This window comes from Pseudonocardia ammonioxydans, from assembly GCF_900115005.1.
Taxonomy (GTDB): domain Bacteria; phylum Actinomycetota; class Actinomycetes; order Mycobacteriales; family Pseudonocardiaceae; genus Pseudonocardia; species Pseudonocardia ammonioxydans.
In genome coordinates, this window is record NZ_FOUY01000017.1 from 16,999 (window position 1) to 40,604 (window position 23,606).

General features: G+C 75.1%; 19 protein-coding genes and 1 pseudogene. 1 reads left to right on the top strand and 19 read right to left on the bottom strand.

All coding sequences use genetic code 11. The features are described from left to right. Window positions 1-41: 41 nt before the first annotated feature. From tpiA to uvrC, 8 genes are all read right to left on the bottom strand, one after another. Window positions 42-830, bottom strand: coding sequence for a triose-phosphate isomerase (gene tpiA / locus BM093_RS17225; protein ID WP_093344435.1), 789 nt, complete (start codon window positions 828-830; stop codon window positions 42-44). Continuing rightward, window positions 830-2,020: a phosphoglycerate kinase gene (locus tag BM093_RS17230; RefSeq protein WP_093344437.1), complete on the bottom strand. Its 1,191-nt coding sequence runs from the start codon at window positions 2,018-2,020 to the stop codon at window positions 830-832. The genes tpiA and BM093_RS17230 overlap by 1 nt, the downstream gene beginning before the upstream one ends. Continuing rightward, on the bottom strand, window positions 2,017-3,030 hold the full coding sequence (gene gap / locus BM093_RS17235) for a type I glyceraldehyde-3-phosphate dehydrogenase (RefSeq protein WP_093344439.1): 1,014 nt from the start codon (window positions 3,028-3,030) through the stop codon (window positions 2,017-2,019). Before gap ends, BM093_RS17230 begins: the two co-directional genes overlap by 4 nt. 239 nt (window positions 3,031-3,269) lie before the next feature. After that, complete coding sequence (locus tag BM093_RS36005) at window positions 3,270-4,229, bottom strand: hypothetical protein (protein ID WP_093344441.1); 960 nt, start codon at window positions 4,227-4,229, stop codon at window positions 3,270-3,272. A 206-nt stretch (window positions 4,230-4,435) separates the two neighbouring features. After that, window positions 4,436-5,425 (bottom strand): DNA-binding protein WhiA, encoded by a 990-nt coding sequence (gene whiA / locus BM093_RS17245; protein ID WP_093344443.1) that lies wholly within the window; start codon window positions 5,423-5,425, stop codon window positions 4,436-4,438. Next, window positions 5,416-6,486 carry a gluconeogenesis factor YvcK family protein gene (locus tag BM093_RS17250; protein WP_177238533.1) on the bottom strand — a complete coding sequence of 357 codons (1,071 nt, stop codon included), beginning with the start codon at window positions 6,484-6,486 and terminating at the stop codon, window positions 5,416-5,418. Before BM093_RS17250 ends, whiA begins: the two co-directional genes overlap by 10 nt. Then, a complete protein-coding gene (rapZ, locus tag BM093_RS17255) occupies window positions 6,483-7,397 on the bottom strand; it encodes an RNase adapter RapZ (RefSeq protein WP_093344445.1) in 915 nt (304 codons plus the stop codon). Before rapZ ends, BM093_RS17250 begins: the two co-directional genes overlap by 4 nt. After that, complete coding sequence (gene uvrC / locus BM093_RS17260; RefSeq protein ID WP_093344448.1) at window positions 7,394-9,511, bottom strand: excinuclease ABC subunit UvrC; 2,118 nt, start codon at window positions 9,509-9,511, stop codon at window positions 7,394-7,396. The genes rapZ and uvrC overlap by 4 nt, the downstream gene beginning before the upstream one ends. Window positions 9,512-9,700: 189 nt before the next feature. Here uvrC and BM093_RS17265 point away from each other — a divergent pair, with 189 nt between their 5' ends. Continuing rightward, the gene (locus BM093_RS17265) at window positions 9,701-10,483 is read left to right on the top strand and encodes a DUF2786 domain-containing protein (RefSeq protein ID WP_093344451.1); all 783 of its coding nucleotides are present in this window, start codon (window positions 9,701-9,703) and stop codon (window positions 10,481-10,483) included. A gap of 76 nt (window positions 10,484-10,559) precedes the next feature. On the opposite strand, the gene BM093_RS17270 is transcribed toward BM093_RS17265, so the two are convergent. The 11 genes and pseudogenes from BM093_RS17270 to metK all read right to left on the bottom strand — a co-directional run bounded on the left by BM093_RS17270 (window position 10,560) and on the right by metK (window position 23,194). Then, the gene (locus BM093_RS17270) at window positions 10,560-10,988 is read right to left on the bottom strand and encodes a PH domain-containing protein (protein WP_425439170.1); all 429 of its coding nucleotides are present in this window, start codon (window positions 10,986-10,988) and stop codon (window positions 10,560-10,562) included. Window positions 10,989-11,101: 113 nt separating this feature from the next. After that, complete coding sequence (gene ribH, locus BM093_RS17275) at window positions 11,102-11,593, bottom strand: 6,7-dimethyl-8-ribityllumazine synthase (RefSeq protein WP_093344453.1); 492 nt, start codon at window positions 11,591-11,593, stop codon at window positions 11,102-11,104. Between the two features lie 64 nt (window positions 11,594-11,657). Further along, window positions 11,658-12,926 carry a bifunctional 3,4-dihydroxy-2-butanone-4-phosphate synthase/GTP cyclohydrolase II gene (locus BM093_RS17280; RefSeq protein ID WP_093344762.1) on the bottom strand — a complete coding sequence of 423 codons (1,269 nt, stop codon included), beginning with the start codon at window positions 12,924-12,926 and terminating at the stop codon, window positions 11,658-11,660. 77 nt (window positions 12,927-13,003) lie between these two features. Beyond that, window positions 13,004-13,642 (bottom strand): riboflavin synthase, encoded by a 639-nt coding sequence (locus tag BM093_RS17285; protein ID WP_093344456.1) that lies wholly within the window; start codon window positions 13,640-13,642, stop codon window positions 13,004-13,006. A 15-nt stretch (window positions 13,643-13,657) separates the two neighbouring features. After that, the gene (gene ribD, locus BM093_RS17290) at window positions 13,658-14,743 is read right to left on the bottom strand and encodes a bifunctional diaminohydroxyphosphoribosylaminopyrimidine deaminase/5-amino-6-(5-phosphoribosylamino)uracil reductase RibD (RefSeq protein WP_425439168.1); all 1,086 of its coding nucleotides are present in this window, start codon (window positions 14,741-14,743) and stop codon (window positions 13,658-13,660) included. 13 nt (window positions 14,744-14,756) lie between these two features. Continuing rightward, entirely contained in the window at window positions 14,757-15,449 is a 693-nt protein-coding gene (gene rpe / locus BM093_RS17295) for a ribulose-phosphate 3-epimerase (RefSeq protein WP_093344458.1), read from the bottom strand. A 99-nt stretch (window positions 15,450-15,548) separates the two neighbouring features. After that, window positions 15,549-16,997 (bottom strand): annotated as a pseudogene (locus BM093_RS37360) (RsmB/NOP family class I SAM-dependent RNA methyltransferase); the annotation flags it as partial. 1,122 nt (window positions 16,998-18,119) lie between these two features. Further along, window positions 18,120-19,052: a methionyl-tRNA formyltransferase gene (locus BM093_RS17305; RefSeq protein ID WP_093344462.1), complete on the bottom strand. Its 933-nt coding sequence runs from the start codon at window positions 19,050-19,052 to the stop codon at window positions 18,120-18,122. Then, a complete protein-coding gene (gene def / locus BM093_RS17310) occupies window positions 19,049-19,597 on the bottom strand; it encodes a peptide deformylase (RefSeq protein WP_093344464.1) in 549 nt (182 codons plus the stop codon). Before def ends, BM093_RS17305 begins: the two co-directional genes overlap by 4 nt. Window positions 19,598-19,742: 145 nt before the next feature. Then, window positions 19,743-21,896, bottom strand: coding sequence for a primosomal protein N' (locus tag BM093_RS17315; protein WP_093344467.1), 2,154 nt, complete (start codon window positions 21,894-21,896; stop codon window positions 19,743-19,745). Between the two features lie 95 nt (window positions 21,897-21,991). Then, window positions 21,992-23,194, bottom strand: a complete 1,203-nt coding sequence (gene metK / locus BM093_RS17320) for a methionine adenosyltransferase (RefSeq protein WP_245773588.1) — start codon at window positions 23,192-23,194, stop codon at window positions 21,992-21,994. Between the last annotated feature and the right edge of the window lie 412 nt (window positions 23,195-23,606).

The window sequence follows — 23,606 nt, forward strand, 5'->3', positions numbered from 1 at the left end:
GCTCCCCCTGCCGTGGCGTGTCGTGCCGTCGCCCGTCGCCGTTACGGCAGCGGGCCGCCGGCGGCGAGCGCCGAGAGCTTCGCGAACTCGTCGGCGTCGAGGCTGGCGCCACCGACCAGTGCGCCGTCGACGTCGGACTGGGCGACGATCTCGCCCACGTTCGACGACTTCACCGAGCCGCCGTAGAGGATCCGGACGCCCGCGGCGGCCTCCTCCCCGTACAGCTCCCGCACGGTCCCGCGCAGCGCGGCGCAGACCTCCTGCGCGTCCGAGGCGCCCGCCACCTTGCCGGTGCCGATCGCCCAGACCGGCTCGTAGGCGAGCACGAGCCCGGCCGCCTGCTCCGCGCTCACCTTCTTCAGCGCACCGCGGAGCTGGTCGGTGCAGTGCTGCACGTGCGTACCGGCCTCGCGGACCTCCAGGCCCTCGCCGACGCACAGGATCGGGGTGATCCCGTGCTTGAGCGCGGCCAGCACCTTCGCGTTGACGACCGCGTCGTCCTCGCCGTGGATCTCCCGGCGTTCCGAGTGCCCGACGACGACGTAGCGGCAGCCCAGCTTGGCCAGCATGAGCCCGGACACGTCACCGGTGTAGGCACCCGAGTCGTGCGGGGACAGATCCTGCGCCCCGTGCACCACCCGGAGCTTGTCACCGTCGATCAGCGTCTGGACGCTGCGGATGTCGGTGAACGGCGGCAGCACCGCGACCTCGACCTTGTCGAAGTAGCGCTCCGGCAGCGCGAAGGCGAGCTTCTGCACCACCGCGATGGCCTCGAGGTGGTTGAGGTTCATCTTCCAGTTGCCCGCGATCAGCGGGGTACGGGTCGCCATCAGGCCCCCTCCTCCAGCACTGCGACGCCGGGCAGGGTCGCGCCCTCGAGGAACTCGAGCGAGGCGCCCCCGCCGGTGGAGATGTGCGAGAAGCCGTCCTCACCGATGCCCAGCGCCCGCACCGCGGCGGCCGAGTCGCCACCGCCGACGACGGAGAAGGCACCGGAGTCGGCGACGGCCTGCGCCACACCGCGGGTGCCCTCGGCGAACGGCGCCATCTCGAACACGCCCATCGGACCGTTCCAGAAGATCGTCTTCGCCGCGGCGATCCGGCTGCCGAAGTCCCGGACCGAGTCCGGCCCGATGTCCAGGCCCAGCCAGCCGTCCTCGATCTCGCCGACCCCGACCGTTCGCGTGTTCGCGTCCGCGGAGAACGCGTCGGCGACCACCACGTCGGTCGGCAGGACGATCTTGCCGGACTCCAGCAGCGTCCGGCAGGTGTCGATCTGCTCGGACTCCAGCAACGAGGAGCCGACGCCGTGCCCCTGCGCGGCGAGGAACGTGAAGCACATCCCGCCCCCGACCAGCAGGCTGTCCACCTTCGGCAGCAGCGCCTCGATCACGGCCAGCTTGTCCGAGACCTTGGACCCGCCGAGCACGACGGCGTACGGGCGGTCCGGCTGCCCGGTGAGGGTGCGCAGCACCTCGACCTCGGACAGCACGAGCCCGCCGGCGAACGGCTCGAGCCGCTGCGCGACGTCGTAGACCGACGCCTGCTTGCGGTGCACCACACCGAACCCGTCGGAGACGAACGCCGCGTCGTCGCCGACCAGCGCGACGAGCTCGTCGGCGAACGCGCCGCGCTCGGCGTCGTCCTTGCTGGTCTCGCGGGCGTCGAACCGGATGTTCTCCAGCATGACCACGTCGCCCGCGGCCATGTTCGGGAGCGGCTTGCCGAGCTCCACCAGCCGGACCGGTGCACCGAGCAGGTCGCCGAGCCGCTCGGCGACCGGGGCCAGCGAGAACCTCTCCTCGGGCCCGTTCTTCGGGCGCCCCAGGTGCGCGGTCACGACGACCTGCGCCCCCGCTCCGGACAGCGCCGAGATGGTCGGCGCCGAGGCGCGGATGCGGCCGTCGTCGGTGATGTTCCGGTCGTCGTCGAGAGGGACGTTGAGGTCGGACCGGACCAGCACGGTCCGGCCCTGCACCCCCTCGTCCCCGTCGTCGAGGAGGTCGTCGAGGGTCCTCACAGCTTCGACGCCACCAGCCCGGCGATGTCGACGAGGCGGTTCGAGTAGCCCCACTCGTTGTCGTACCAGCCGAAGATCTTCACCTGCTTGCCGATGACCTTGGTCAGGCTCGCGTCGAGGATGCACGAGTGCGGGTCGGTCACGATGTCCGAGGACACGATCGGGTCCTCGGTGTACTTGAGGATGCCCTTGAGCGGGCCGTCCGCGGCGGCCTTGAACGCCGCGTTGACCTCCTCGGCGCTGATCTCCCGCGTGACCTCGGCGACCAGGTCGGTGATCGAGCCGGTCGGCACCGGCACGCGCAGCGAGTAGCCGTCGAGCTTGCCCTGCAGGTGCGGCAGGACCAGACCGATCGCCTTCGCGGCGCCCGTGGTGGTCGGGATGACGTTCAGCGCGGCGGCCCGGGCCCGGCGCGGGTCCTTGTGCGGGCCGTCCTGCAGGTTCTGGTCCTGGGTGTAGGCGTGGATCGTGGTCATCAGACCCTGCTCGATGCCGGCGGCGTCGTCGAGCACCTTCGCCATCGGGCCCAGGCAGTTGGTGGTGCAGGACGCGTTCGAGACGATGTTCTGCGAACCGTCGTAGTCACCGTCGTTGACGCCCTTGACGATGGTGATGTCCTCGTCGGTCGCCGGGGCCGAGATGACGACCTTCTTCGCGCCGGCCTCGAGGTGCTTGGCCGCACCGTCGCGCTTGGTGAAGATCCCGGTCGACTCGACGACGACGTCGACGCCCAGGTCCTTCCAGGGCAGCTCGGAGGGCTCGCGGACGGCGAGTGCCTTGAAGCCCTTGCCGTCGACGAGGATCTCGTCGCCCGACGTGGTGACCTCGTAGGGCAGCCGGCCCAGGATCGAGTCGTACTTCAGCAGGTTCGCGAGCGTCGCGTTGTCGGTGATGTCGTTCACCGCGACGATCTCGATGTCGGTGGTGCCGGCGGCGCGCTGGGCGTCCACCGCCCGCCAGAAGTTCCGGCCGATGCGGCCGAAGCCGTTGACTCCTACGCGGACCGTCACAGTGCCTCCATGGGCTCGTCGTGCGTGTCTTCTCCCCCGGCCCGCCGGGTCCCGGCGGCGGGGCGTGGCAGGTCGATCGCGGCGCGCTCCGGATGCGGGTCGCGCCGCGTGCCGTGCTCGGCCGCCACCCTATCGGCGCAGGCCGACGTCCGGACCCCGCGTACCCCGTGACCTGCGCCGCGATGTGAGCGGCTCCGCCGCCCGTGAGTGGTTATCGCGGTCAGAGCCGCGATAACCACTCACGGGCGGCTGAGCCGCAGGAACTTCCGCCAGGCCGGGCGGGTGTCGGGGACCTCGGCGGCGGCGCGCTCGGCGTCGGAGAAGCCCTCGACCGGTTCGTGCGGGCGGGCCGCCCGTGCCCGGGTGACGAACGCCGACGCCGCGGCCAGCGCGGCGGTCACGCCCGCCGCCCCCGGCCCGGCGGTGATCGTCGCGGTCGCCGGGACGCCGAACCGGGCGGCCGCAGCCGGCGCGCCCGGGAGCTCGCCGAGCACGGTGCCGGTCCCGCCGCGGGCGCCCGCCGCGGCCTCGCCGATACCGGCCGCGTCCCGGGCGGCCGGCTCCGGGGCGGCCACGCTCCTGCTGCCGGCGCCCCGGGTGTCGGCCCGGTTGTCGACAGCCCCGGTACCGGCGGCCGGGGCGGCTGCCGAGGCGGCGGCCGGGGCGGCTGCGGACCGGGCGTCCGCGGCCGGGGCGCCGCCGGTGCGGGCGAGCACCTTCGCGACCGGGATCCCGCCGCTGGTCACATCGACCAGCACGATCTCCCACGCGTAGGCGGCCTGCTGGTGCGTGATGCGCTCGCGGACCTCGGTGGTGTCACCGACCGCGGCCTCGCCGACGAGCAGCACGACGACCCGCTCGGGCCGGTCGGCCTCGTCGCGCGCGGCCAGCTCGTCGCCGACCGCGTCGAGCAGGCGGGCGGCGCCGGTCCGCAGGTCGGGACCGTCGAGGGCGCGCAGCCGTGCGGGGAGCGCGGCGCGAGCAGCGGTGCGGCTCGTCGGCACGGCCGGCGGGTGCGACCCGTCGGACAGCGAGCGGGTCAGGTCGTTGCCGGTCGCCACCACGACCTCCGGCTCGCCCGGACCGGCCTGGTCCTCGAGCAGGTCGGCGAGGCCGGCACGCAGGGCCGGGAGCAGCGGCCGCAGCATGCTGGAGCGGTCGAGGTGCACGGCGAGGAGCGCGGTTCCCGGGCTGGTCACGCGCGGCATCATGCCAGGGGTGATCACCGGGCCGGCGCCGGGACGCTGCGCCCGGGCCGCCGCTCCCGCACGGCGGGCCGCGACGGCGCCGCCGCTCGGGCCTCCTCCGCCCGGGCCACCGCCGCTCGGGACACCGCCGCTCGGGACACCGCCGCTCGGGACACCGCCGGAGACCGAGCTCCGGGGCAGCCGTCAGGGGATCGGGCTCAGCGGCCCTCCTCCTCCAGCATCTCCGCGGTCACCGCGGACTCGGTGTCCGGGATGCCCAGCTCGGCCGCCTTCTTGTCGGCCGTCTGGAGCAACCGGCGGATCCGGCCGGCGACGGCGTCCTTGGTCATCGGGGGGTCGGCCAGCTGCCCCAGCTCCTCCAGCGAGGCCTGGGTGTGCTGGGCCCGCAGCTGCCCGGCCGCGCGCAGGTGCTCGGGCACGTCGTCGGCGAGGATCTCCAGTGCCCGGGTCACCCGCGCCGCGGCCGCGACGGCGGCCCGCGCCGAGCGGCGCAGGTTCGCGTCGTCGAAGTTCGCCAGCCGGTTCGCGGTGGCCCGGACCTCGCGGCGCATCCGCCGCTCCTCCCAGGACAGCACGCTCTGGTGCGCCCCCATCCGGGTCAGCAGCGCACCGATCGCGTCGCCGTCCCGCACCACGACCCGGTCCGCGCCCCGCACCTCGCGCGCCTTCGCCGCCACACCGAGCCGGCGGGCGGCCCCGACCAGGGCGAGCGCGGCCTCCGGACCGGGGCAGGTGACCTCGAGTGCGGAGCTGCGCCCGGGCTCGGTCAGCGACCCGTGCGCCAGGAACGCGCCCCGCCAGGCGGCCTCGGCGTCGGAGAGGTCACCGGAGACGACCGGCGGCGGGAGCCCGCGCACCGGACGGCCACGGTTGTCGAGCAGCCCGGTCTGGCGCGCCAGACCCTCCCCGTCCCGGATCACCCGGATGACGTACCGGGCGCTGCGCCGCAGGCCGCCCGCGGTGATCACGTGCGCGTCGGCGGTGTGCCCGTAGAGCTCGTGGATCTCGCGGCGCAGCCGGCGCGCCACCGACCCGGTGTCGACCTCGGCCTCGATCACGACGCGGCCGCCGACGATGTGCAACCCGCCGGCGAAGCGGAGCAGCGAGGCGACCTCGGCACGACGCGACGACTGCTTGGTGACGGTGAGCCGGCTCAGCTCGTCCTTCACCGTGGCGGTCATGGCCATTGCGGGCTCCTTCCACGCTGCGGGCTGTGCTGGTCCGTCACCTGGCTCGGCGCGGCCGCGCCGTCGTCGCCCGCGGCCGGGGCGAGGGCGCCGAACACGTCGAGCAACGCACCGGCCAGGGCGTCCGGGTCGTGCCGCGGGGTCGCCGATCCGACGTCGGCGACGTCGGCCAGCCACACCCGACCGCCGGGGACCAGCAGGTCGGCCGCGGCCGCGTGCAACCGGTCCGGCAGCGGCACCGACCCGGTGTCGGCCAGGACGGCGTGCGCCCGCAGGGAGGGCGCGTGTCCGGACAGTACTTCAAGGTGCTGCTCCGGCGAGAATCCGGCGGTCTCGCCCGGCTCCGGGGCGAGGTTGAGCAGCACCACCCGGGCCGCCGGGGTCGTCAGCAGCGCGTCCCGCAGCCCCGGCACCAGCAGGTGCGGCAGCACGCTGGTGAACCACGACCCCGGACCGAGGAGCACCACGTCGGCCTCCAGCACCGCCCGGACGGCCTCGTCGCAGGCCGGCGGGTCCTCCGGACGCAGCCACACGCGGCGCACCCGCCCCGGGGTGGAGGCCACCGCGACCTGCCCGCGGATGCGGTGCGCGCGGTCCAGGCCGTCCAGCGCGACCTCCGCCTCGATGTCCAGCGGCACCCGGGCCATCGGCAGCACCCGTCCGTCGCACCCGAGCAGCCCGCCGACGGTCTCCAGCGCCTGCACCGGGTCACCGCCGCGCTCCAGCAGCCCGGCCAGCAGCAGGTTGCCCAGTGCGTGCCCGGCGAGCGCGCCGTTGCCGCCGAAGCGGTGCTGGACCAGGCCGGACCAGAACCGGCCGTCCTCGTCGTCGGCGGCCAGCGCCGCCAGCGCCATCCGCAGGTCACCCGGCGGCAGCAGCCCCAGCTCGCGGCGCAGCCGGCCCGAGGACCCGCCGTCGTCGGCGACGGTCACGACGGCGGTGATCCCGGCGACGGCCGGGCAGCGGCGCAGCGCGGTCAGGGTGGCGTGCAGGCCGTGGCCGCCACCCAGCGCGACGACCCGCAGCGCCGGTGACGGGGGCGCCTCCACGGGCCCGCTCATTCACGCCCCATGTCGCGGTGCTCGACGTTCACCTGGATCCCGGGCCGGTCGGCGAGCCGGCGTCCGAGCTCCTCCGAGATCGCCACCGAGCGGTGCTTCCCGCCGGTGCAGCCCACGGCGAGGGTCAGGTACCGCTTGCCCTCCCGCCGGTAGCCGGCACCGACCAGGTCGAGCAGCTCCAGGTAGCGGTCGACGAACTCCTCGGCCCCCTCCTGGGAGAGCACGTAGTCACTGACCTCGCTGTCCCGGCCGGTGAACTCGCGCAGCTCCGGGATCCAGTGCGGGTTCGGCAGGAACCGGACGTCGACGACCAGGTCGGAGTCCAGCGGCAGGCCGTACTTGTAGCCGAACGACAGCACCGTGATCCGGGTGGCCGCGTGCGCGTGCTCCCCCGCGAACGACGCCTCGATCCGGGCGCGCAGGTCGTGCACGGACAGGTTCGAGGTGTCGAGGACGAGGTCGGCGTCCTCGCGCAGCGGCCGCAGCACCTCACGCTCGGCGTTCAGCCCATCGGTGATCCGCCCGGCGCCCTGCAGCGGGTGCGACCGGCGGTTCTGCTCGAAGCGGCGCACCAGCACCGCGTCGGACGCCTCCAGGAACAGCAGCTTCGGCCGGTAGCCGCGGCTGTCGAGGTCCTTGATGATCGCACCCAGGTCGTCGGTGAACGCCCGCGAACGCACGTCCATCACCACCGCGATCCGGGTGACGTCGCCGCGCGCCCGGGACCCGAGATCGACCATCGTGGCGATCAGTTCCGGCGGCAGGTTGTCGACGACGAACCAGCCGAGGTCCTCCAGCACCTTGGCCGCCGTGCTGCGCCCGGCCCCGGACAGGCCGCTGACCAGCGCGACCTCGATCCCCGGCCCGCCGGTCCGCGCGTCGCGGGACCGGTCGGCATCCGCCCGTGTCATCCCCGTCCCCCCTCGGTCGACCCCGTACCGTCCTGCAGCGCCGCGACCACCGTCTCCGCGGTCCGGCGGCCGAACCCGGGCACCCCGGCGATCTCCTCCACCCCGGCCGCGCGCAGCTTGCGGACCGAGCCGAAGTGCTGCAGCAACGCCTTCTTGCGGGCCGGGCCCAGCCCGGGCACCCCGTCCAGCGCCGACGCCGTCATGCCCTGCGAACGACGCTGCCGGTGGTAGGTGATGGCGAACCGGTGCGCCTCGTCGCGGACCCGCTGCAGCAGGTACAGCGCCTCGCTCGTGCGGGAGAGGATCACCGGGTCGTCGTCGTCCGGGAGCCAGACCTCCTCGAGCCGCTTCGCGAGCCCGCAGACCGCCACGTCGGTGATCCCCAGCTCGGCGAGCTCGGCGGCGGCCGCGTCGACCTGCGGCTTCGCCCCGTCGACGACCAGCAGGTTCGGCGGGTAGGCGAACTTTTTGGGTCGTCCGGTCGTCGGGTCGATGCCGGTGCGGATGCTCTCGCCGGGCCCGGCCTCACCGGGCTCGATCTCACCGGGCACGATCTCGCCTGACCCGATCTCACCGGACCCGGCGCCGGGCCCGGCGCCCCCTCCGGTCGCGTCACCGGTCACCGCACCGGCCTCGGCGTCCTCCGCCGTCTCGGCCAGGTAGCGCTTGAACCGCCGCCGGACGACCTCGGCGATGGCGGCCACATCGCTGTGTTCACCCGCCCCGCCGGCTCCGCCGGCTGCCGTCCCCCGGCGCTGCGCGGCGTCCTTGATCTCGAAGCGGCGGTACTCCGACCGGCGCGATAGCCCGTCCTCGAACACCACGAGCGAGGCCACCACGTTGCTGCCCTGGACGTGGCTGACGTCGATGCACTCGATCCGCAGCGGCGCCTGGTCGAGCTCGAGGTTCTCCTGGATCTCCTGCAGCGCGGCGGACCGCGCCGTGAGGTCCCCGGCGCGGCGCAGCTTGTGCTGGGCGAACGCCTCCTTCGCGTTGCGCTCGACGGTCTCGGCGAGCGCCTTCTTGTCGCCGCGCTGCGGCACGCGCAGCGCGACCTTGGAGCCGCGCAGGCCCCCCAGCCAGCGCTCCAGCGAGGCACTGTCCGCGGGCAGCACCGGCAGCAGGATCTCCTTCGGCACGGGCTGGGTGGCGTCGTCGGCGGCGCCGGCCAGCGCGTGCTGCTCGCCGTAGAACTGGGACACGAACCGCTCGGCGAGCTGCTCGGTGTCGGTCGGCTCGACCTTGTCGATCACCCAGCCGCGCTGGCCGCGGACCCGGCCGCCCCGCACGTGGAACACCTGCACGGCGGCCTCCAGCTCGTCCTCGGCGAAGGCCACGACGTCGGCGTCGGTCCCGTCACCCAGCACGACGGCCTGCTTCTCCATCGCCCGCCGGAGCGCGCCCAGGTCGTCGCGCATCCGGGCCGCCCGCTCGAACTCCAGGTTCTCCGACGCCTCGGCCATCTCCCGCTCCAGGTGGCGGACCATCCGGTCGGTGCGCCCGGAGAGGAAGTCGGAGAAACCCTCGACGATGTCACGGTGCTCGTCGGCGGTGACGTTGCCGACGCAGGGAGCCGAGCACTTGTCGATGTAGCCGAGCAGGCAGGGACGGCCGATCTGGCCGTGCCGCTTGAACACCCCGGCCGAGCAGGTGCGCGCCGGGAACACCCGCAGCAGCAGGTCGAGCGTCTCGCGGATCGCCCAGGCGTGCGCGTAGGGCCCGAAGTAGCGGACCCCCCGCTTGCGGGGGCCCCGGTAGACGTGCAGCCGCGGGTACTCCTCGTGCATCGTCACCGCGAGGACGGGATAGGACTTGTCGTCGCGGTAGCGGACGTTGAACCGCGGGTCGTACTCCTTGATCCAGTTGTACTCGAGCTGGAGCGCCTCGACCTCGGTGCCGACGACCGTCCACTCGACCTTCGCGGCCGTGGTCACCATCTGCCGGGTCCGCGGGTGTAGCCCGGCCAGGTCGGCGAAGTAGGAGTTGAGGCGCTGGCGCAGGTTCTTGGCCTTGCCGACGTAGATCACCCGGCCGCGCGGGTCGGAGAACCGGTAGACCCCCGGCGACTCCGGGATCGTCCCGGTCGCCGGACGGTAGGTGCTCGGGTCGGCCATGGTGTCCCCCAGAGTAGATCCGGCCACCGACACGCCCGCCCGGCCCCCGGTCGGCCCGGGCGCCGCGACCGGGGTGTAGGGACGGTGTCGGCCGATCGTGGCGGCGGTGCCGCGGCGAACTGTCGGTGGCCTGCGGTACAACAGTGACTCGAACACGAGTTCGACCCGCAGGCCTGGCGAGGAGGCCCCATGAGTACCGCACACGACATCGAGTTCGGCACCGCCCCGGGCGAGGCGTCCGTCCCGGAGGCCCGGCTGGACCGGATCCGCAAGCTGCTGGCCAAGGCGGAACGGGCCGGCACGCCGGACGAGGCGGAGATCTACACCGACAAGGCCGTCGAGCTCATGGCGCGCCACGGCGTCGACGAGGCGCTGCTCGCTGCCACCGGTCCCCCGCGGACCGACCCGATCGGCCCGGTGCGCATCGACATCGACGACCCCTACAGCGGGGCGAAGGCCCGGCTGCTGGGCTGGATCGCGTCGGCGCTGCGCTGCCGGTGGGTGATCCACGACGCCCGGGGAGGCAAGGTCTCCGCGGTGACCGTGTTCGGGCACGCCTCGGACCGCGAACGCGCGGAGCTGCTCTACACCTCGCTGCTGCTGCAGGTCGCCGGGCAGCTGGCGGTGGTCCGGCCGCCGGGGCCGCGGGAGTCGGTCGCCGCCTACCGCCGGTCGTGGATCTACGGGTTCGCCGCGCGGGTGCACCAGCGGCTGCTGGAGGCCGAGCGGAGCGCGGTGTCGGAGACCGCGTGCGGGTCCGCGGCCGGCGCGCCGTCGGTCGAGCTGGTGCTGGCCGACCGGGGCGCGGAGGTCGACCGGGCCTACGACGAGGAGTTCGGCGACCTGCGCCGGGCACGCAGGCCCCAGGTCTCCGGATCGGGCTACCGGCGCGGGGCCGCCGCGGCGGACCGGGCGGACCTGGGCGGTCCGCGGCTGGGCGGGCGGGGCCGTGCACGGGCACTGGGCCGGTGAGCCGCGGCCCGGTGGGGTCCCGCTGGGGCCGGTCACCAGGGGTGTGACCGGCCCGGGAGCCGGGCCGGCGGCCGGCTCAGCCGCCGGTGCGCGCGGCGCCGTGCAGCTCGCGCAGGGTGCGGACGCCGCGGACCGCGAGCCCGCGGTCGACCGCCTGCACCGCGAGCACCGGGTGGTACTCGTCGTCGGGCAGCTCCAGGCGTGCCGAGGAGGCACCGTCCGGGAAGGAGACGCCGAGCACCCCGTCCCACGGGAACCAGCGCGTGGTCAGCACGTTGCGGACCTCGATCCCGCTGTGGTCGGCCCGCACCCGCGGGCGGGCCATCAGCAGCAGGCCACCGGCCACGAACGCGCCGATCACCATCATCGCCACCTGGTCCACCAGCCGGAAGGTCACGCCGGTGTCCTCGGTCGGCAGCAGGTACGTGACGATCGCGAAGAAGACCATGATCCCCGCGGCGCACACCCAGGCCGTGATCAGCAGGGCGCGCGGGCGCAGGGTCACCGCGTCCGGGCCGGGGCCGGTCGGCGCCGGCCGGTCCCCCTGCGGGGCGCCCGGTCCCTGCTGGTGCTGCTCGGTCACGGGGTGTCCTCCCTGCACGGCCCGGTCGGGGCCGCTCACGTGTGGGCCGCTGCGCCGGCGCGCAGGTCGCGCAGCACCAGCGCCGATTCCAGGGCCGCGAGGCACGCCTCGGCCCCCTTGTCCTCCACCGATCCCGGCGCGCCCGACCGGTCCTGCGCCTGCTGGACGGTCTCGGTCGTGAGCACGCCGTTGCCGACCGGGGTGGACTCGTCCAGCGCGACCCGGGTCAGGCCGCTGGTGACGGCGTCGCAGACGTACTCGAAGTGCGGGGTGCCGCCCCGGACCACGACGCCGAGGGCCACGACCGCGTCGTGCGTGCGGGCCAGCTCCTGGGCGACGACCGGCAGCTCCACCGTGCCGGGGACCCGGGTGACGGTCGGCTCGGTGCCGGCGTCGCGCGCGGTCGCCACCGCCCGCTCCAGCAGGCTGTCGACGATCTCGGCGTGCCAGCGGGCGGCGACCACCCCGACCCGGAGTCCGGATGCGTCCAGCTGCGTGGCCCCGGTGGGCCGCCCCTCACCGCTCATACCCCGATTCTCGCCGGTGCCGCCCGGCGACCGGGCACGGGGGTACCCGGTCGTCCGCCCGGGCTCAGCGACCCGGGTCGGCGACCCCGCCCAGGTCGGGCAGGTCGTGCCCCATCCGGTCGCGCTTGGTGCGCAGGTACCGCAGGTTCTGCGGGGTCGGCCGGACCGGCATGGCCTCACGGCCCACCACGCGCAGGCCGTAGCCCTCCAGGCCGGCCCGCTTGTCCGGGTTGTTGGTCAGCAGCCGCATCGACTTCACGCCCAGGTCGGCGAGGATCTGGGCGCCGATGCCGTAGTCGCGCGCGTCGGCGGGCAGGCCCATGGCGAGGTTCGCGTCGACGGTGTCGGCACCGGCCTCCTGCAGCTGGTAGGCCTGCAGCTTGTGCAGCAGGCCGATGCCGCGGCCCTCGTGCCCGCGCATGTAGAGCACGACACCGCGCCCCTCGTTCGCCACGGTCTCCAGCGCCGCGTCGAGCTGCGGGCCGCAGTCGCAGCGCAGCGACCCGAGGACGTCCCCGGTCAGGCACTCGGAGTGCACCCGGACCAGGACGTTCTCGCCGTCGTCGGCGGGCGTGCCGACGCTGCCCATGACCATCGCGATGTGCTCGACGCCGTCGAGCAGCGAGTCGTAGCCGTGGGCGAGAAAGTCCCCGTGGCCGGTCGGGATCCGGGCGGTGGCGACCCGCTCGATGTGCTTCTCGAACCGGCGCCGGTAGGCGATCAGATCGGCGATCGTGATCAGCGTGAGGTCGTGGTCGGCGGCGAAGATCCCGAGCTCCTCGCCGCGGGCCATCTCCCCCTCGTTCTTCTCCGACACGATCTCGCACAGCGCACCGGCCGCGGGCAGGCCCGCCATCCGCGCCAGGTCGACGGCCGCCTCGGTGTGGCCCGGGCGGCGGAGCACGCCGCCCTCACGGGCCTGCAGCGGCAGCACGTGCCCGGGGCGGACGAGCTCGGCGGGCTCGGTGGCCGGGTCGGCGAGCAGCCGGATGGTGCGCGAACGGTCCTGCGCCGAGATCCCGGTGGTCACGCCCTCCTTGGCGTCCACGGTGACCGTGTACGCGGTGCGGAAGGAGTCCCGGTTGGTGTGGTGCATGGGCGGCAGGTCGAGCCGCTCGCACGCCTCCTCGGTGATCGCCACGCAGATGTAGCCCGAGGTGTAGCGGACGGTGAACGCGAGCAGCTCGGGGGTGGCCTTCGCCGCGGCGAAGATGAGGTCGCCCTCGTTCTCCCGGTCCTCGTCGTCCATCACCACGACCGGCTTGCCCTCGGCGATGTCGGCGATCGCCTTCTCGATCTGGGCGAAGCGCTCGGCCCGCTCCGCGGGCCCCATCGCGGTGTGCGGGGCGGCCGGCAGCTTCTCGGCGGCGGTCTCGTCCGGGGTCGTGCCCGGGGTGGTCGACGGCTCCCTCACCGGGCGACCCCTTCCTGTCCGGACCCGGGGCCCTGCAGGTACCCCGCGGTCATCCGTTCCACATACTTGGCGATCACGTCGACCTCCAGGTTGACCGGATCACCGGGGGTGCGCGACCCCAGGGTGGTGTCGGCCAGGGTCGTCGGGATCAACGCCACGCCGAACCCGTCCGGGTACACGGCGGCGACGGTGAGCGAGACGCCGTCGACGGCGATCGATCCCTTCTCCACCACGTACCGGGACAGCTCGGCCGGCAGTGCGAACCGCACCTCGTCGCTGCGCTCGCCCGGGGTCCGGGAGACCAGGGTGCCGACCCCGTCCACGTGGCCCTGCACGATGTGGCCGTCGAGACGCCCGCCGGCGGGCACCGCGCGCTCGAGGTTCACCCCCGACCCGGCGGTGACGGCGCCGAGCGAGGTGCGGGTGAGCGTCTCGGGCACGAGCTCGAGGGTGAGGGTGCCGCCCGCTCCGGCAGCGCCGTCGACGACGGCGGTGAGGCAACAACCGTTCACCGCCACCGACTCGCCGTGGCCGACCTCGGGGGCCAGCGCCGCCCGTACGGTCAGCACGACGACCTCGTCGTCGGTCCGGACGTCGACGACCTCGCCGACCTCCTCCACGATGCCGGTGAACATCCTCGTCCCCTCCTGCTACCGGGCCGGCCGGGCGACCGGCCCGGCGTCGTCGACCACTGCATCGATCAGTATGTCCGTGCCGGCGCGGCGGACCTCGTCCACCTGCAACCGGACGATGTCCGCGATCGTTCCCACCCCCGCGTCCCGGAGCGCGTGCGGTCCGGCGCCGAGCAGCGCCGGGGCCAGATGCACCAGCACCCGGTCGACGGCACCGGCGGCGACGAACGCCCCGGCGAGGGTCGGGCCCCCCTCGAGCAGGAGGTCCACGACATCGCGCCGGGCGAGGTCGGCGAGCACCTCGGCCGGGTCGCGGGTCCGCAGGTGCAGCGCCGGAGCGACCCCGGCGGTGTGCAGCCGGGCACCGGCCGGCACGTCCCGGTTCCCGACCACCACCCGCAGCGGCTGGTGGTCGCGCAGGGTCCCGTCCGGGTGGCGGGCGGTCAGTGCGGGATCGTCCGCAAGCACGGTACCCGTGCCCGCGACGATCGCGTCCATCCTGCGGCGCAGGTCATGCACCTCGCCCCGGGCCTGGGGGCCGGTGATCCAGCGGCTGCTCCCGTCGGCGGCGGCGACCCGCCCGTCCAGGGTGGTGGCGACCTTCCAGGTCACGTGCGGGCGCCCGGTGCGCTGGCGGTGCAGCCAGCCGCGCAGCGGGCCGCGCGCCACCTCCTCGGCCAGTGTGCCCAGGGTCACGTCGACGCCCGCGCCGCGCAGCCGGTCCAGCCCCCCGGCCGCGGCCGGGTTCGGGTCGGCGAGCGCGGCGTACACCCGGGCGACCCCTGCCTCGAGCAGGCCGTCCACGCACGGTGCGGTACGTCCGGTGTGGTTGCACGGCTCGAGGGTCACCACGGCGGTCCCGCCCGCGGCCCGGGCGCCCGCCTCGGCCAGCGCGGCGCGTTCGGCGTGCGGGCCACCGGGCGGCGCGGTCGCCCCGGTGCCCACGACCTCCCCGGCGCGGTCCAGGACGACGCAGCCGACGGCGGGGTTCGGGCTCGTCGTACCGTGCGCGCCGTCGGAGGCGGCGAGAGCGCGACGCATCGCCGCCTCGATCACCGCGGACTCGATCACCGCCGCACCGGCCCCTGGCCCGTCCGTGCTCACCTCGAGGGTCCGGTCAGCCGGCCCAGCGGTGCGGCGCGGTGCGGCGCACACGGTCGCGCAGCACGGAGACCGCGCGGCCCGGATCCTCGGCCCCGTAGACGGCCGAGCCCGCGACGAAGCAGTCGACGCCGGCCTCGGCGGCCTGCTCGATGGTGTCGGCGTTGATCCCGCCGTCGATCTCGACGATCAGCTTCAGGTGCCCGGTGTCGACCAGGCGCCGCGCGGCGCGGACCTTCTCGAGCACCTCGGGGATGAAGCTCTGCCCGCCGAATCCGGGCTCGACGCTCATCACCAGCAGCGTGTCGTAGTGCTTGAGCAGCTCGACGTACGGGTCCAGCGGCGTGTTCGGCTTGATCGACAGACCGGCGAGGGCACCGGCGGCACGCAGGTTCCGGGCGAGCATCACCGGGTCGTGCGCGGCCTCGACGTGCACCGTGACGTTCTTCGCGCCCGCCTCGGCGTACCCGGGGGCCCAGCGGTCCGGGTCCTCGATCATCAGATGGCAGTCGAGCGGGATGTCGGTGGCGGCGCGCAGGCTCTCCACGACCGGGAGGCCCAGGGTCAGGTTCGGCACGAAGTGCGCGTCCATGACGTCGACGTGCAGCCAGTCGGCGCCGGCCTGCTCGCCCGGGCCGCCACCGGCCACGGCGGCGGCCTCGTCGGCCAGCCGCGCGAAGTCGGCCGAGAGGATGCTGGGCGCGATCATCGGATGCACACCGAGCAGGCTATCCCTGCCTGCCTCCGGCCCCCGGCACCCCCGTACGAGGGCGGAGTCACACCCGTTCGCGGGTGCCGGGGCCGCCGGTCACTGCGCCGGGCGGCGGATCAGCGCCAGGAACATCGCGTCGGTGCCGTGCCGGTGCGGCCAGAGCTGCACGGCCGGGCCGGCGCCGAGACCGGGCATCCCCTCGGGCAGGCAGGCCCGGGCATCGAGCTGCTCGACCGGGCCTGCGGGGCCCGGGCGGCCCTCCCGGCCGACGATGCGCCCGACGACTCCCACCGTCTCCGACAGGTGCGGCGAGCAGGTGACGTACGCGACGACGCCGCCCGGGCGGACATGGCGCAGCGCGGCGACCAGCAGCTCGCGCTGCAGCCGGGCCAGCTCGGCGGTGTCCTCGGGACGCCGGCGCCACCGGGCCTCCGGGCGGCGGCGGAGCGCGCCGAGGCCGGTGCAGGGAGCATCGACGAGGACCCGGTCGAACACGCCGTCCGGCAGCGGTGCCTCCCGGCCGTCGGCGACGTGCACGGTCACCGGGAGCTCCGCGGTCGCCGTCCGGACCAGCCCGGCCCGGTGCTCGCTCGACTCCACCGCGTCGAGCGTGCCGCCCTGGGTGCCGACCAGGCCGCCGAGCAACGACGCCTTCCCACCCGGCCCTGCGCACAGGTCGAGCCAGCGTCCGGTGTCCTCCCCGACCAGCTCGGCCTCGGACAGGGCGACGGCGACGAGCTGGCTGCCCTCGTCCTGGACGACCGCCAGCCCCTCGGCGACGGCGTCGAGCTCACCGATCTCGCCGGAACCCGGCTCCAGGTGCACGCCGTACGGCGACCAGGGCGCCTCCTCGCCCCCGGTGGCCAGGGCGAGCTCCTCGGCGGAGATCTCCCCCGGGCGGGCGAGCAGGTGGACCTGCGGGCGGGCGTCGTCGGCGGCGAGCGCCGCGGTGAGCTCCTCGCCGGTCTCGCCCAGCGCGTCCGCGAACGCCTGGGCGATCCAGCGCGGGTGGGCGTGGCGCAGCGCGGCGGAGCCGACCGGATCCTCGGCCGCATCCGGGGCGAGCCGGTCGAGCCACTCGGACTCGTCGTGCTCGCCGATCCGGCGCAGGACCGCGTTGACGAACCCGGCCGACTGCGAACCGTGGTCGCCGCGGACCAGCTCGACGCAGGTCGAGACGGCCGCGTGGTCCGGGACCCGGGTCCGCAGCAACTGGTAGGCGCCGAGCCGCAGCGCGTCCAGCAACGGATGCTCGATCTTGGACAGCGGCCGGTCGGTGCACGCGTCGATGACGGCGTCGAGCAGCCCCTGGGCGCGCAGGGTGCCGTAGCCGAGCTCGGTGGCCAGCGCGGCGTCGCGGTCACGCAGCCCGTAGCGACGGAGGAGCCCCGGCAGCGCGAGGTTGGCGTAGGCGTCCCGCTCGCGGACGGCGGTCAGCAGGTCGTAGGCGGCCTGCCGGGCGGGATCGACCGCCGGTGGCCGGCCGGGGCCGACGCGACCGCGCGGCGGCCCCGCGTTGCGCGGGCCGGCCGTGCGCTCACGACGGCCGCCGTCCCGGCGGTCGTGCTCACGCCCGTCGTGCTCACGGCGCGGGGACCGGCCGGTGTCGCGATCGCGGCGCGGGCGGCCCTCCCGGTCGTCCCGGGCCCGGCCGGGCGCGGGTCGCTCGTCCCGGGGGCCTCCCCGGGGGCGCGCGACGTCCCCGCCGGAGCGGGAGTGGCTGGGCCGGTCGTCGTGGTCGCGACGGCGGTCGTCGCCGCGCTGGTCACGCCGGTCGTCGCGGCGCTCGTCCCGGTAGCGCCCGCCGCCCGCGTCACCGGGACGGCCCGCGCGCCGGTCGTCGCCGTAGCGGGGGCGGTCGCCGCCGCGGTGCCCGCCACGATCGCCGCGGGTGCCGCCCCGGTCGTCCCGGTTGTGGTCAGCACGGGGGGTCCGGCTGCGCTCGTCCCGGCCCCGGTCGTCGCGGTACCCGCGGCGGTCGTCACGGTGGCCGGAGCCGCGGTCGTCGCGACGGTCCCGATCACGTCCGTCACGCCCCCGCCCGCGGTCGTCGCGCTGGTCGCGGCGCCGGTCGTCACCCCCGCCGGCCCTCGGGCGGCCGCGGTCGTCGCCCCCAGCGGATCCGGTACGGCCGCCCCGGTCCGAGCCACCGCCCCACCCGGACCCGGTACGGCTACCCCGGTCCGGGCCACCGCCCCAGCCGGATCCGGTACGGCCACCCGTACCCCGGTCGTCGCGCCGGCGGTCGTCGCCACGGCGGCCCGCGCCGTCCGGCCGGCCTCCGCGGCCGCGGTCGTCCCGACTCCCGGCGTCGTCACGCGGCCGTCCCCGGTGCTCGTCTCCGGCGGCACTGCGGCGCCGGTCGTCGTCGCCCGGCCGGGTCCGGGGATCCTGCTCGCTCACGTCGTCTCCTTGGCGGTCGGCCCGCCGCGGCCGGGCGTCGGATCCGGCCGTCCTCGTTCGTCGTCGTTCATCAGGCACCGTCGTGCATCCGGCGCCGTCGTACATCAGGCACCGTCATCGAGGGCACCGCCGTTCATCCGGCACCCTCATCGAGGGCACCGCCGTTCATCGGGCACCGCCGATCGTCCGGCACTGCATTCATCCCACGCCTGCGTGCACCCGGCACTGCCGGTCGCACTGTCACGACCGGCCGCACCCGGCAGGTCAGCGCAGGTACTCGCCCGCCTCGATCCGGGCCCCGCGGGCCCAGTCCGGGGCGGGCATCGCCCGCTTGCCCTTCGGCTTCACCTCACCCAGCTCCAGTGGAACCGTGGCGGTCCCCACGAGCACCCGGCGGCGCTCGACCCGCAGCTCACCCGCGGCGAGCTCCACCTCTCCGGTCCGCACCGGCCGGACCGGGCCGATCCCGAGGCGGTCGTCGCGGAACTCGCACCACGCGCCCGGGTCCGGGGTCACCGAACGGACCAGCCGGTCGATCACCGTGGCCGGCGAGCCGGGGTCCACCCGGGCGTCGGCCGGGGTCACCTTCGGTGCCAGGGACACCCCGTCGGCGGGCTGCGGCACCGCGGCCACGGTGCCGTCCTCGATGCCGTCGAGGGTCGCCGCCAGGAGCTTGGCCCCCGACTCGGCGAGCCGGGCCAGCAGCGCCCCCGCCGTGTCGGTCTCCCCCACCGTCTCGGTCACGACCCCGAAGGTCGGGCCGGTGTCCATGCCCTCCTCGAGGCGGAAGGTGGTGGCACCGGTGACGTCGTCGCCGTGCCGGATCGCGGCCTGCACCGGGGCGGCGCCCCGCCAGGCGGGCAGCAGGGAGAAGTGCAGGTTCACCCAGCCGTGCTCGGGCACGTCGAGCACCGGGCGGGGCAGCAACGCCCCGTACGCGACGACCGGGGCGCAGTCCGGCGCGAGCTCACCCAGCGTCTCCAGGAAGCCGGGCTCCGACGGCCGGGCAGGGGTCAGCACGGGGATCCCGGCCTCGTCGGCCAGTGCACCGACCGGCGACCGGGTCAGCTTCCGTCCGCGGCCGGACGGCGCGTCCGGGCGGGTCAGGACGGCGACCACCTCGTGTCGCGGGGACTCCAGCAGCGCCCGCAGCGCCGGGACGGCGGGCTCGGGGGTACCGGCGAACAGCAGCCTCATCGGGCCTTGCCGAACATCGGGTGCGGGCTCACCTTCACGACCGGCTCCGGCTCGCCGAACCAGTCCGCCTCCCGGATCTCGCGCATCGCCTGCCTGCGCAGGTCGGCGTCGAGCCGGTCGACGAACAGCACGCCGTCGAGGTGGTCGGTCTCGTGCTGGATGCACCGCGCCAGCAGCTGCGAGCCCTCGATCACCTGCGGCTCGCCGTGCATGTTCCACCCGCGGGCGACGACGGTCAGCTTCCGCCGGCAGTCCCAGCCGAGGCCGGGGATCGACAGGCACCCCTCCGGCCCGAACTGCTCCTCGTCTCCGATCGCCTCCCAGGTGGGGTTGATCAGGTGCCCGGAGAACCCGTCGCAGTCGAAGACGAAGACCCGCTTGCCCACACCGATCTGCGGTGCGGCGAGGCCGGCACCGCCCTCGTCGTGCATGGTGTCGGTGAGGTCGGTGACCAGCTTGCGCAGCTCCGCATCGAAGTCGGTGACCTCGGTGGCACGGGTACGGAGCACGGGGTCGCCGAACAGCCGGACGGGCTGGATGGGCACGGTTCTCCTCGTGGACGGTCGGGCCGGTGGATCGGGCACGCATCGGGGCGGGGCACCGGCGGTGCACGCCCTGGACCGGTGGTCGGCGCACCATTGTGCCACTGCGGCACCGCACCGGGTCGGCCCCCGCGACGGGGCCGGCCGGTCACTCGATCTCGTCGGGATCCAGCCGTACCCGCACCGTCTCGGGCGCCTTCCGGGCCGTGCGCACCGCCTGGGCGTCGTGCAGCGCCGCCGCGAGCCGCCGACCGGCCCCGCGCGGCACCCGCAGCAGGGCACGTTCCCGGATCTCGTCCCGGCCGGCGGCCGACCCTCCCGGCCGCTCCGGCGGGTCGATCTCCACCGGGCCGAGCAGTTCGACGCCCTCGGGCGGGTCCCGGTCCGGGTCGAGCACGGTGTCGCAGATCTCCGCCACCGCGGCCGGTGGCCCTTCGACCGCCGCCATGCGCACCGCGGGCGGGAAGCCGACGTCGGCACGTTCGGCCAGCTCGCCCTCCGCGTGGCCGGCCGGGTCCCAGCGGACGAGTGCCTGCACGGTCGGGATCGCCGACTCGGCGACGACCACGACGCGGCCGCCGTCACCGTGCGGGACGACGCCCGCGGCCGCGGCGAACCAGCGCCGCAGCGTCTCCTCGGCGACCCGCAGGTCCGGGCGCGCGAGCATGGCCCACCCGTCGAGCAGCAGGGCCGCGCCGTACCCGCCCTCGGCGACCGGCTCGGCCCCCGGGGTGGCGACCACCAGGGACGGGCCCGCGCCGACGTCGTCGAGCACCGCGGAGCCACCGCCGGAGGTCCGCACCGGCACGCCGGGGAACGCCCGCCCGAGCTCCTCGGCCGTCCGGCCCGCGCCGACCACCCCGGCCCGCAGCCGCCGGGACCCGCAGTTCCCGCACCGGAACCCGGGCTCCGCCCGGCCGCACCAGCGGCACGCGGGCAACCCCGCACCGGCCCCACCGCCGGCCGCGTCCGGCCCGGAACCGCCGGCCGGCGGCCGCGCCGCGCCGCCGCCACCTGCACCCGGGCGCGGCAGCCCGATCGGGCCCGCGCAGTGCCGGCACCGCGCCACCTCACGGCAGGAGGCGCACGCCAGGAACGGCAGGTAGCCCGAGCGCGGGACCTGCACCAGGACCGGACGGCCGGCCCGCAGCGCCGCCCGCGCCGCCTCGAACGCCACCCCGGGCACCCGGGCGGCCCGGGCCGCGGGATCCCGGACGAGCTGGGTGTCGCTCTCGCCGATCGCAGTGACCCGGGGGGCGCGCGCCCGCACGGTGGCGCGGTCGGCGACCACCGCGCTGGCCCAGCCGGACTCGACCAGCAGCTGGGCCTCCGCGGTGCGGGCGAACCCGGCCACCAGCAGCGCGGCGCCCTCCCGGTGCGCGCGCAGCATCAGCACGTCACGGACCTGCGGATACGGCGCGCGGGGCTCGGAGTGGGAGTCGTCGCCGTCGTCCCACACGGCCAGCAGGCCCAGCTCCCCGAGCGGGGCGAACGCACCCGACCGGGTCCCGACGACCACCCGGACGCTCCCCCGGCGCACCGCCAGCCACCGCCGGTACCGCTCGGCCGGGCCGAGGTCGGCGGTGAGCGCGACGACCGCGTCCTCGCCGAGCACCGCAGCACAGGCGGTGTGCAGGCGGTCGACGTCGCGCTGGTCGGGGACCACGAGCAGCGCCGAGCGGCCCGCGATGCGGGTGGCGGCGGCGGCCTCGGCGAGCCGGGTCGCCCAGTCCTCCCTCGGCAGCGCCTGCCAGACGGCGTGCGCGGCCCGGCCACCGGCGAGCGCGTCGAGCAGCGCACCACCGCGGGGATAGGCCTCCCAGCCGGCCCGGTCGGGCGGCTGCGGGTCGGGGATCGTGCGGTCGCGGGGCTTCTCCGACTCCACCCGCGCGTGCCGGGCGGGGACCGCGAGGCGCAGCACGTCGGCGAGCACCCCGGCGTACCGGTCGGCGACGGCCCGCGCGAGCCCGGCCACCGCCGGGGTCAGCACCGGCTCGGCCGACACCACCTTCTCCACCCACGCCAGCCGGCCGCCGTGCGCGGAGTCCTCCACCCGCTCGAGCAGGTATCCGTCGAGCATCCGCCCGGCGAAGCGCACCCGGACCCGCACCCCGGGCACCGCGGCCTCGTCCAGGTGTGCGGGAACGCGGTAGTCGAAGGGCCGGTCGAGGTGGGGCAGGCTGACGTCGACGATCACCCGGGCCACCGGCAACGTGCCGGCCGGCTCGCGTTCACCGCGGTTGCGCGCGGGCCGCCGGGCGCGGGCCGCGCCCTCGGACCGGGCCGTCGCGGGAGAACTCACGACCAGGGTCTATCAGACGACACCGACGGGCTCCGGACACGGCCGTGGCCGGGCCCGCGGAATGCGGACCCGGCCACGGACGGGAACGACGGTGCTCAGGCGCCGGCGGCGGACTTGAGCGCGTCGGCGCGGGAGGTGTCCTCCCACGGCAGGTCGACGTCGGTCCGGCCGAAGTGACCGTAGGCCGCGGTCGGCGCGTAGATCGGCCGCAGCAGCTTCAGGTCGCGGATGATCGCGGCGGGCCGGAGGTCGAAGACCTCGTCGATCGCCTTCTGGATCTTCGCCGGGTCGACGTTCTCGGTGCCGAAGGTCTCGACGAACAGGCCGACCGGGGCGGCCTTGCCGATCGCGTAGGCGACCTGGACCTCGATCCGGCCGGCCAGGCCGGCGGCGACGGCGTTCTTGGCCACCCAGCGCATGGCATACGCGGCGGAACGGTCGACCTTCGACGGGTCCTTGCCCGAGAAGGCGCCGCCGCCGTGACGGGCCATGCCGCCGTAGGTGTCGACGATGATCTTCCGGCCGGTGAGGCCCGCGTCACCCATCGGGCCGCCGAGGACGAACCGGCCGGTCGGGTTGACCAGCAGCTTCGGCTCCGCCGGGTCCCAGCCCAGCGCCTCGACCTCGGGGGTCACGACGTGCTTGAGGATGTCCGGGCTCAGCATGCCGTCGAGGTCGACGTCCGCCGCGTGCTGCGAGGACAGCACGACGGTGTCCAGGCGGGCCGGCTTGTCGCCCTCGTAGTCGATCGTGACCTGGGTCTTCCCGTCGGCACGCAGGTAGGGCAGCGTCCCGTTCTTGCGGACCTCGGTCAGCCGGCGCGACAGGCGGTGCGCCAGCGCGATCGGCAGCGGCATGAGCTCGGGGGTGTCCTCGCAGGCGTACCCGAACATCAGGCCCTGGTCGCCGGCACCCTGCTTCGCGATCTCGTCCTCGGCGGACTCGACGCGCTTCTCGTAGGCCGTGTCCACGCCCTGGGCGATGTCCGGCGACTGCGCGCCGATCGAGATGTTGACACCGCAGGACGCGCCGTCGAAGCCCTTGGACGACGAGTCGTAGCCGATCTCGAGGATGCGGTCCCGCACCAGCTGCGGGATCTCGACGTAGGCGTTGGTCGTGACCTCGCCGGCGACGTGCACCTGGCCGGTGGTCACCATGGTCTCGACGGCCACGCGGCTGCTCGGGTCCTGCGCGAGCATCGCGTCGAGGATCGTGTCGCTGATCGCGTCACAGATCTTGTCCGGGTGGCCCTCGGTGACCGACTCGCTCGTGAACAGACGGCGGCTCGTGTTCGACACGCGCTGTTTCTCCATCCCGTTGGTGGTACTGCGTTCACTCCGGCGCGACCTCGCGGCCGCGCTCGTACGGACGCGCCCAAGATCGGAACGCCCTCTGGCGGCTCACCCTAGTCCAGATTCGGCCTCCGTACGGGAGAGCGGAGGTCGACTTCACATACACAGAGTCAGCAACCCCCAGTTCATCGCTACGCAGTGTCGCTGGATGGGGTGATTGATTCCCTCCTCCACGAATCGATCGGGCGTCGGCTCGTTGGTCGAGTCAACGCCCCTCCGAACGACTCGGAGCGGGCACGAGAGCAGACGTAACGGCGGTATTCCAGACCGCCGTCGGCACGGAGGTTGTCCCACGATGAAGCCGAACTCGCGGCGTGTCGCCGCCGCCATCGGTGCCCTTGCGGTCAGTGGACTCGCA

Excerpts from the sequence above, each read along its gene's own strand:
- tpiA (WP_093344435.1), bottom strand. The coding sequence starts at position 830 with ATGGCGACCCGTACCCCGCTGATCGCGGGCAACTGGAAGATGAACCTC.
- whiA (WP_093344443.1), bottom strand. The coding sequence starts at position 5,425 with ATGGCCATGACCGCCACGGTGAAGGACGAGCTGAGCCGGCTCACCGTC.
- BM093_RS17250 (WP_177238533.1), bottom strand. The coding sequence starts at position 6,486 with ATGAGCGGGCCCGTGGAGGCGCCCCCGTCACCGGCGCTGCGGGTCGTC.
- rapZ (WP_093344445.1), bottom strand. The coding sequence starts at position 7,397 with ATGACACGGGCGGATGCCGACCGGTCCCGCGACGCGCGGACCGGCGGG.
- uvrC (WP_093344448.1), bottom strand. The coding sequence starts at position 9,511 with ATGGCCGACCCGAGCACCTACCGTCCGGCGACCGGGACGATCCCGGAG.
- BM093_RS17265 (WP_093344451.1), top strand. The coding sequence starts at position 9,701 with ATGAGTACCGCACACGACATCGAGTTCGGCACCGCCCCGGGCGAGGCG.
- ribH (WP_093344453.1), bottom strand. The coding sequence starts at position 11,593 with ATGAGCGGTGAGGGGCGGCCCACCGGGGCCACGCAGCTGGACGCATCC.
- BM093_RS17280 (WP_093344762.1), bottom strand. The coding sequence starts at position 12,926 with ATGGGGCCCGCGGAGCGGGCCGAGCGCTTCGCCCAGATCGAGAAGGCG.
- BM093_RS17285 (WP_093344456.1), bottom strand. The coding sequence starts at position 13,642 with ATGTTCACCGGCATCGTGGAGGAGGTCGGCGAGGTCGTCGACGTCCGG.
- rpe (WP_093344458.1), bottom strand. The coding sequence starts at position 15,449 with ATGATCGCGCCCAGCATCCTCTCGGCCGACTTCGCGCGGCTGGCCGAC.
- BM093_RS17305 (WP_093344462.1), bottom strand. The coding sequence starts at position 19,052 with ATGAGGCTGCTGTTCGCCGGTACCCCCGAGCCCGCCGTCCCGGCGCTG.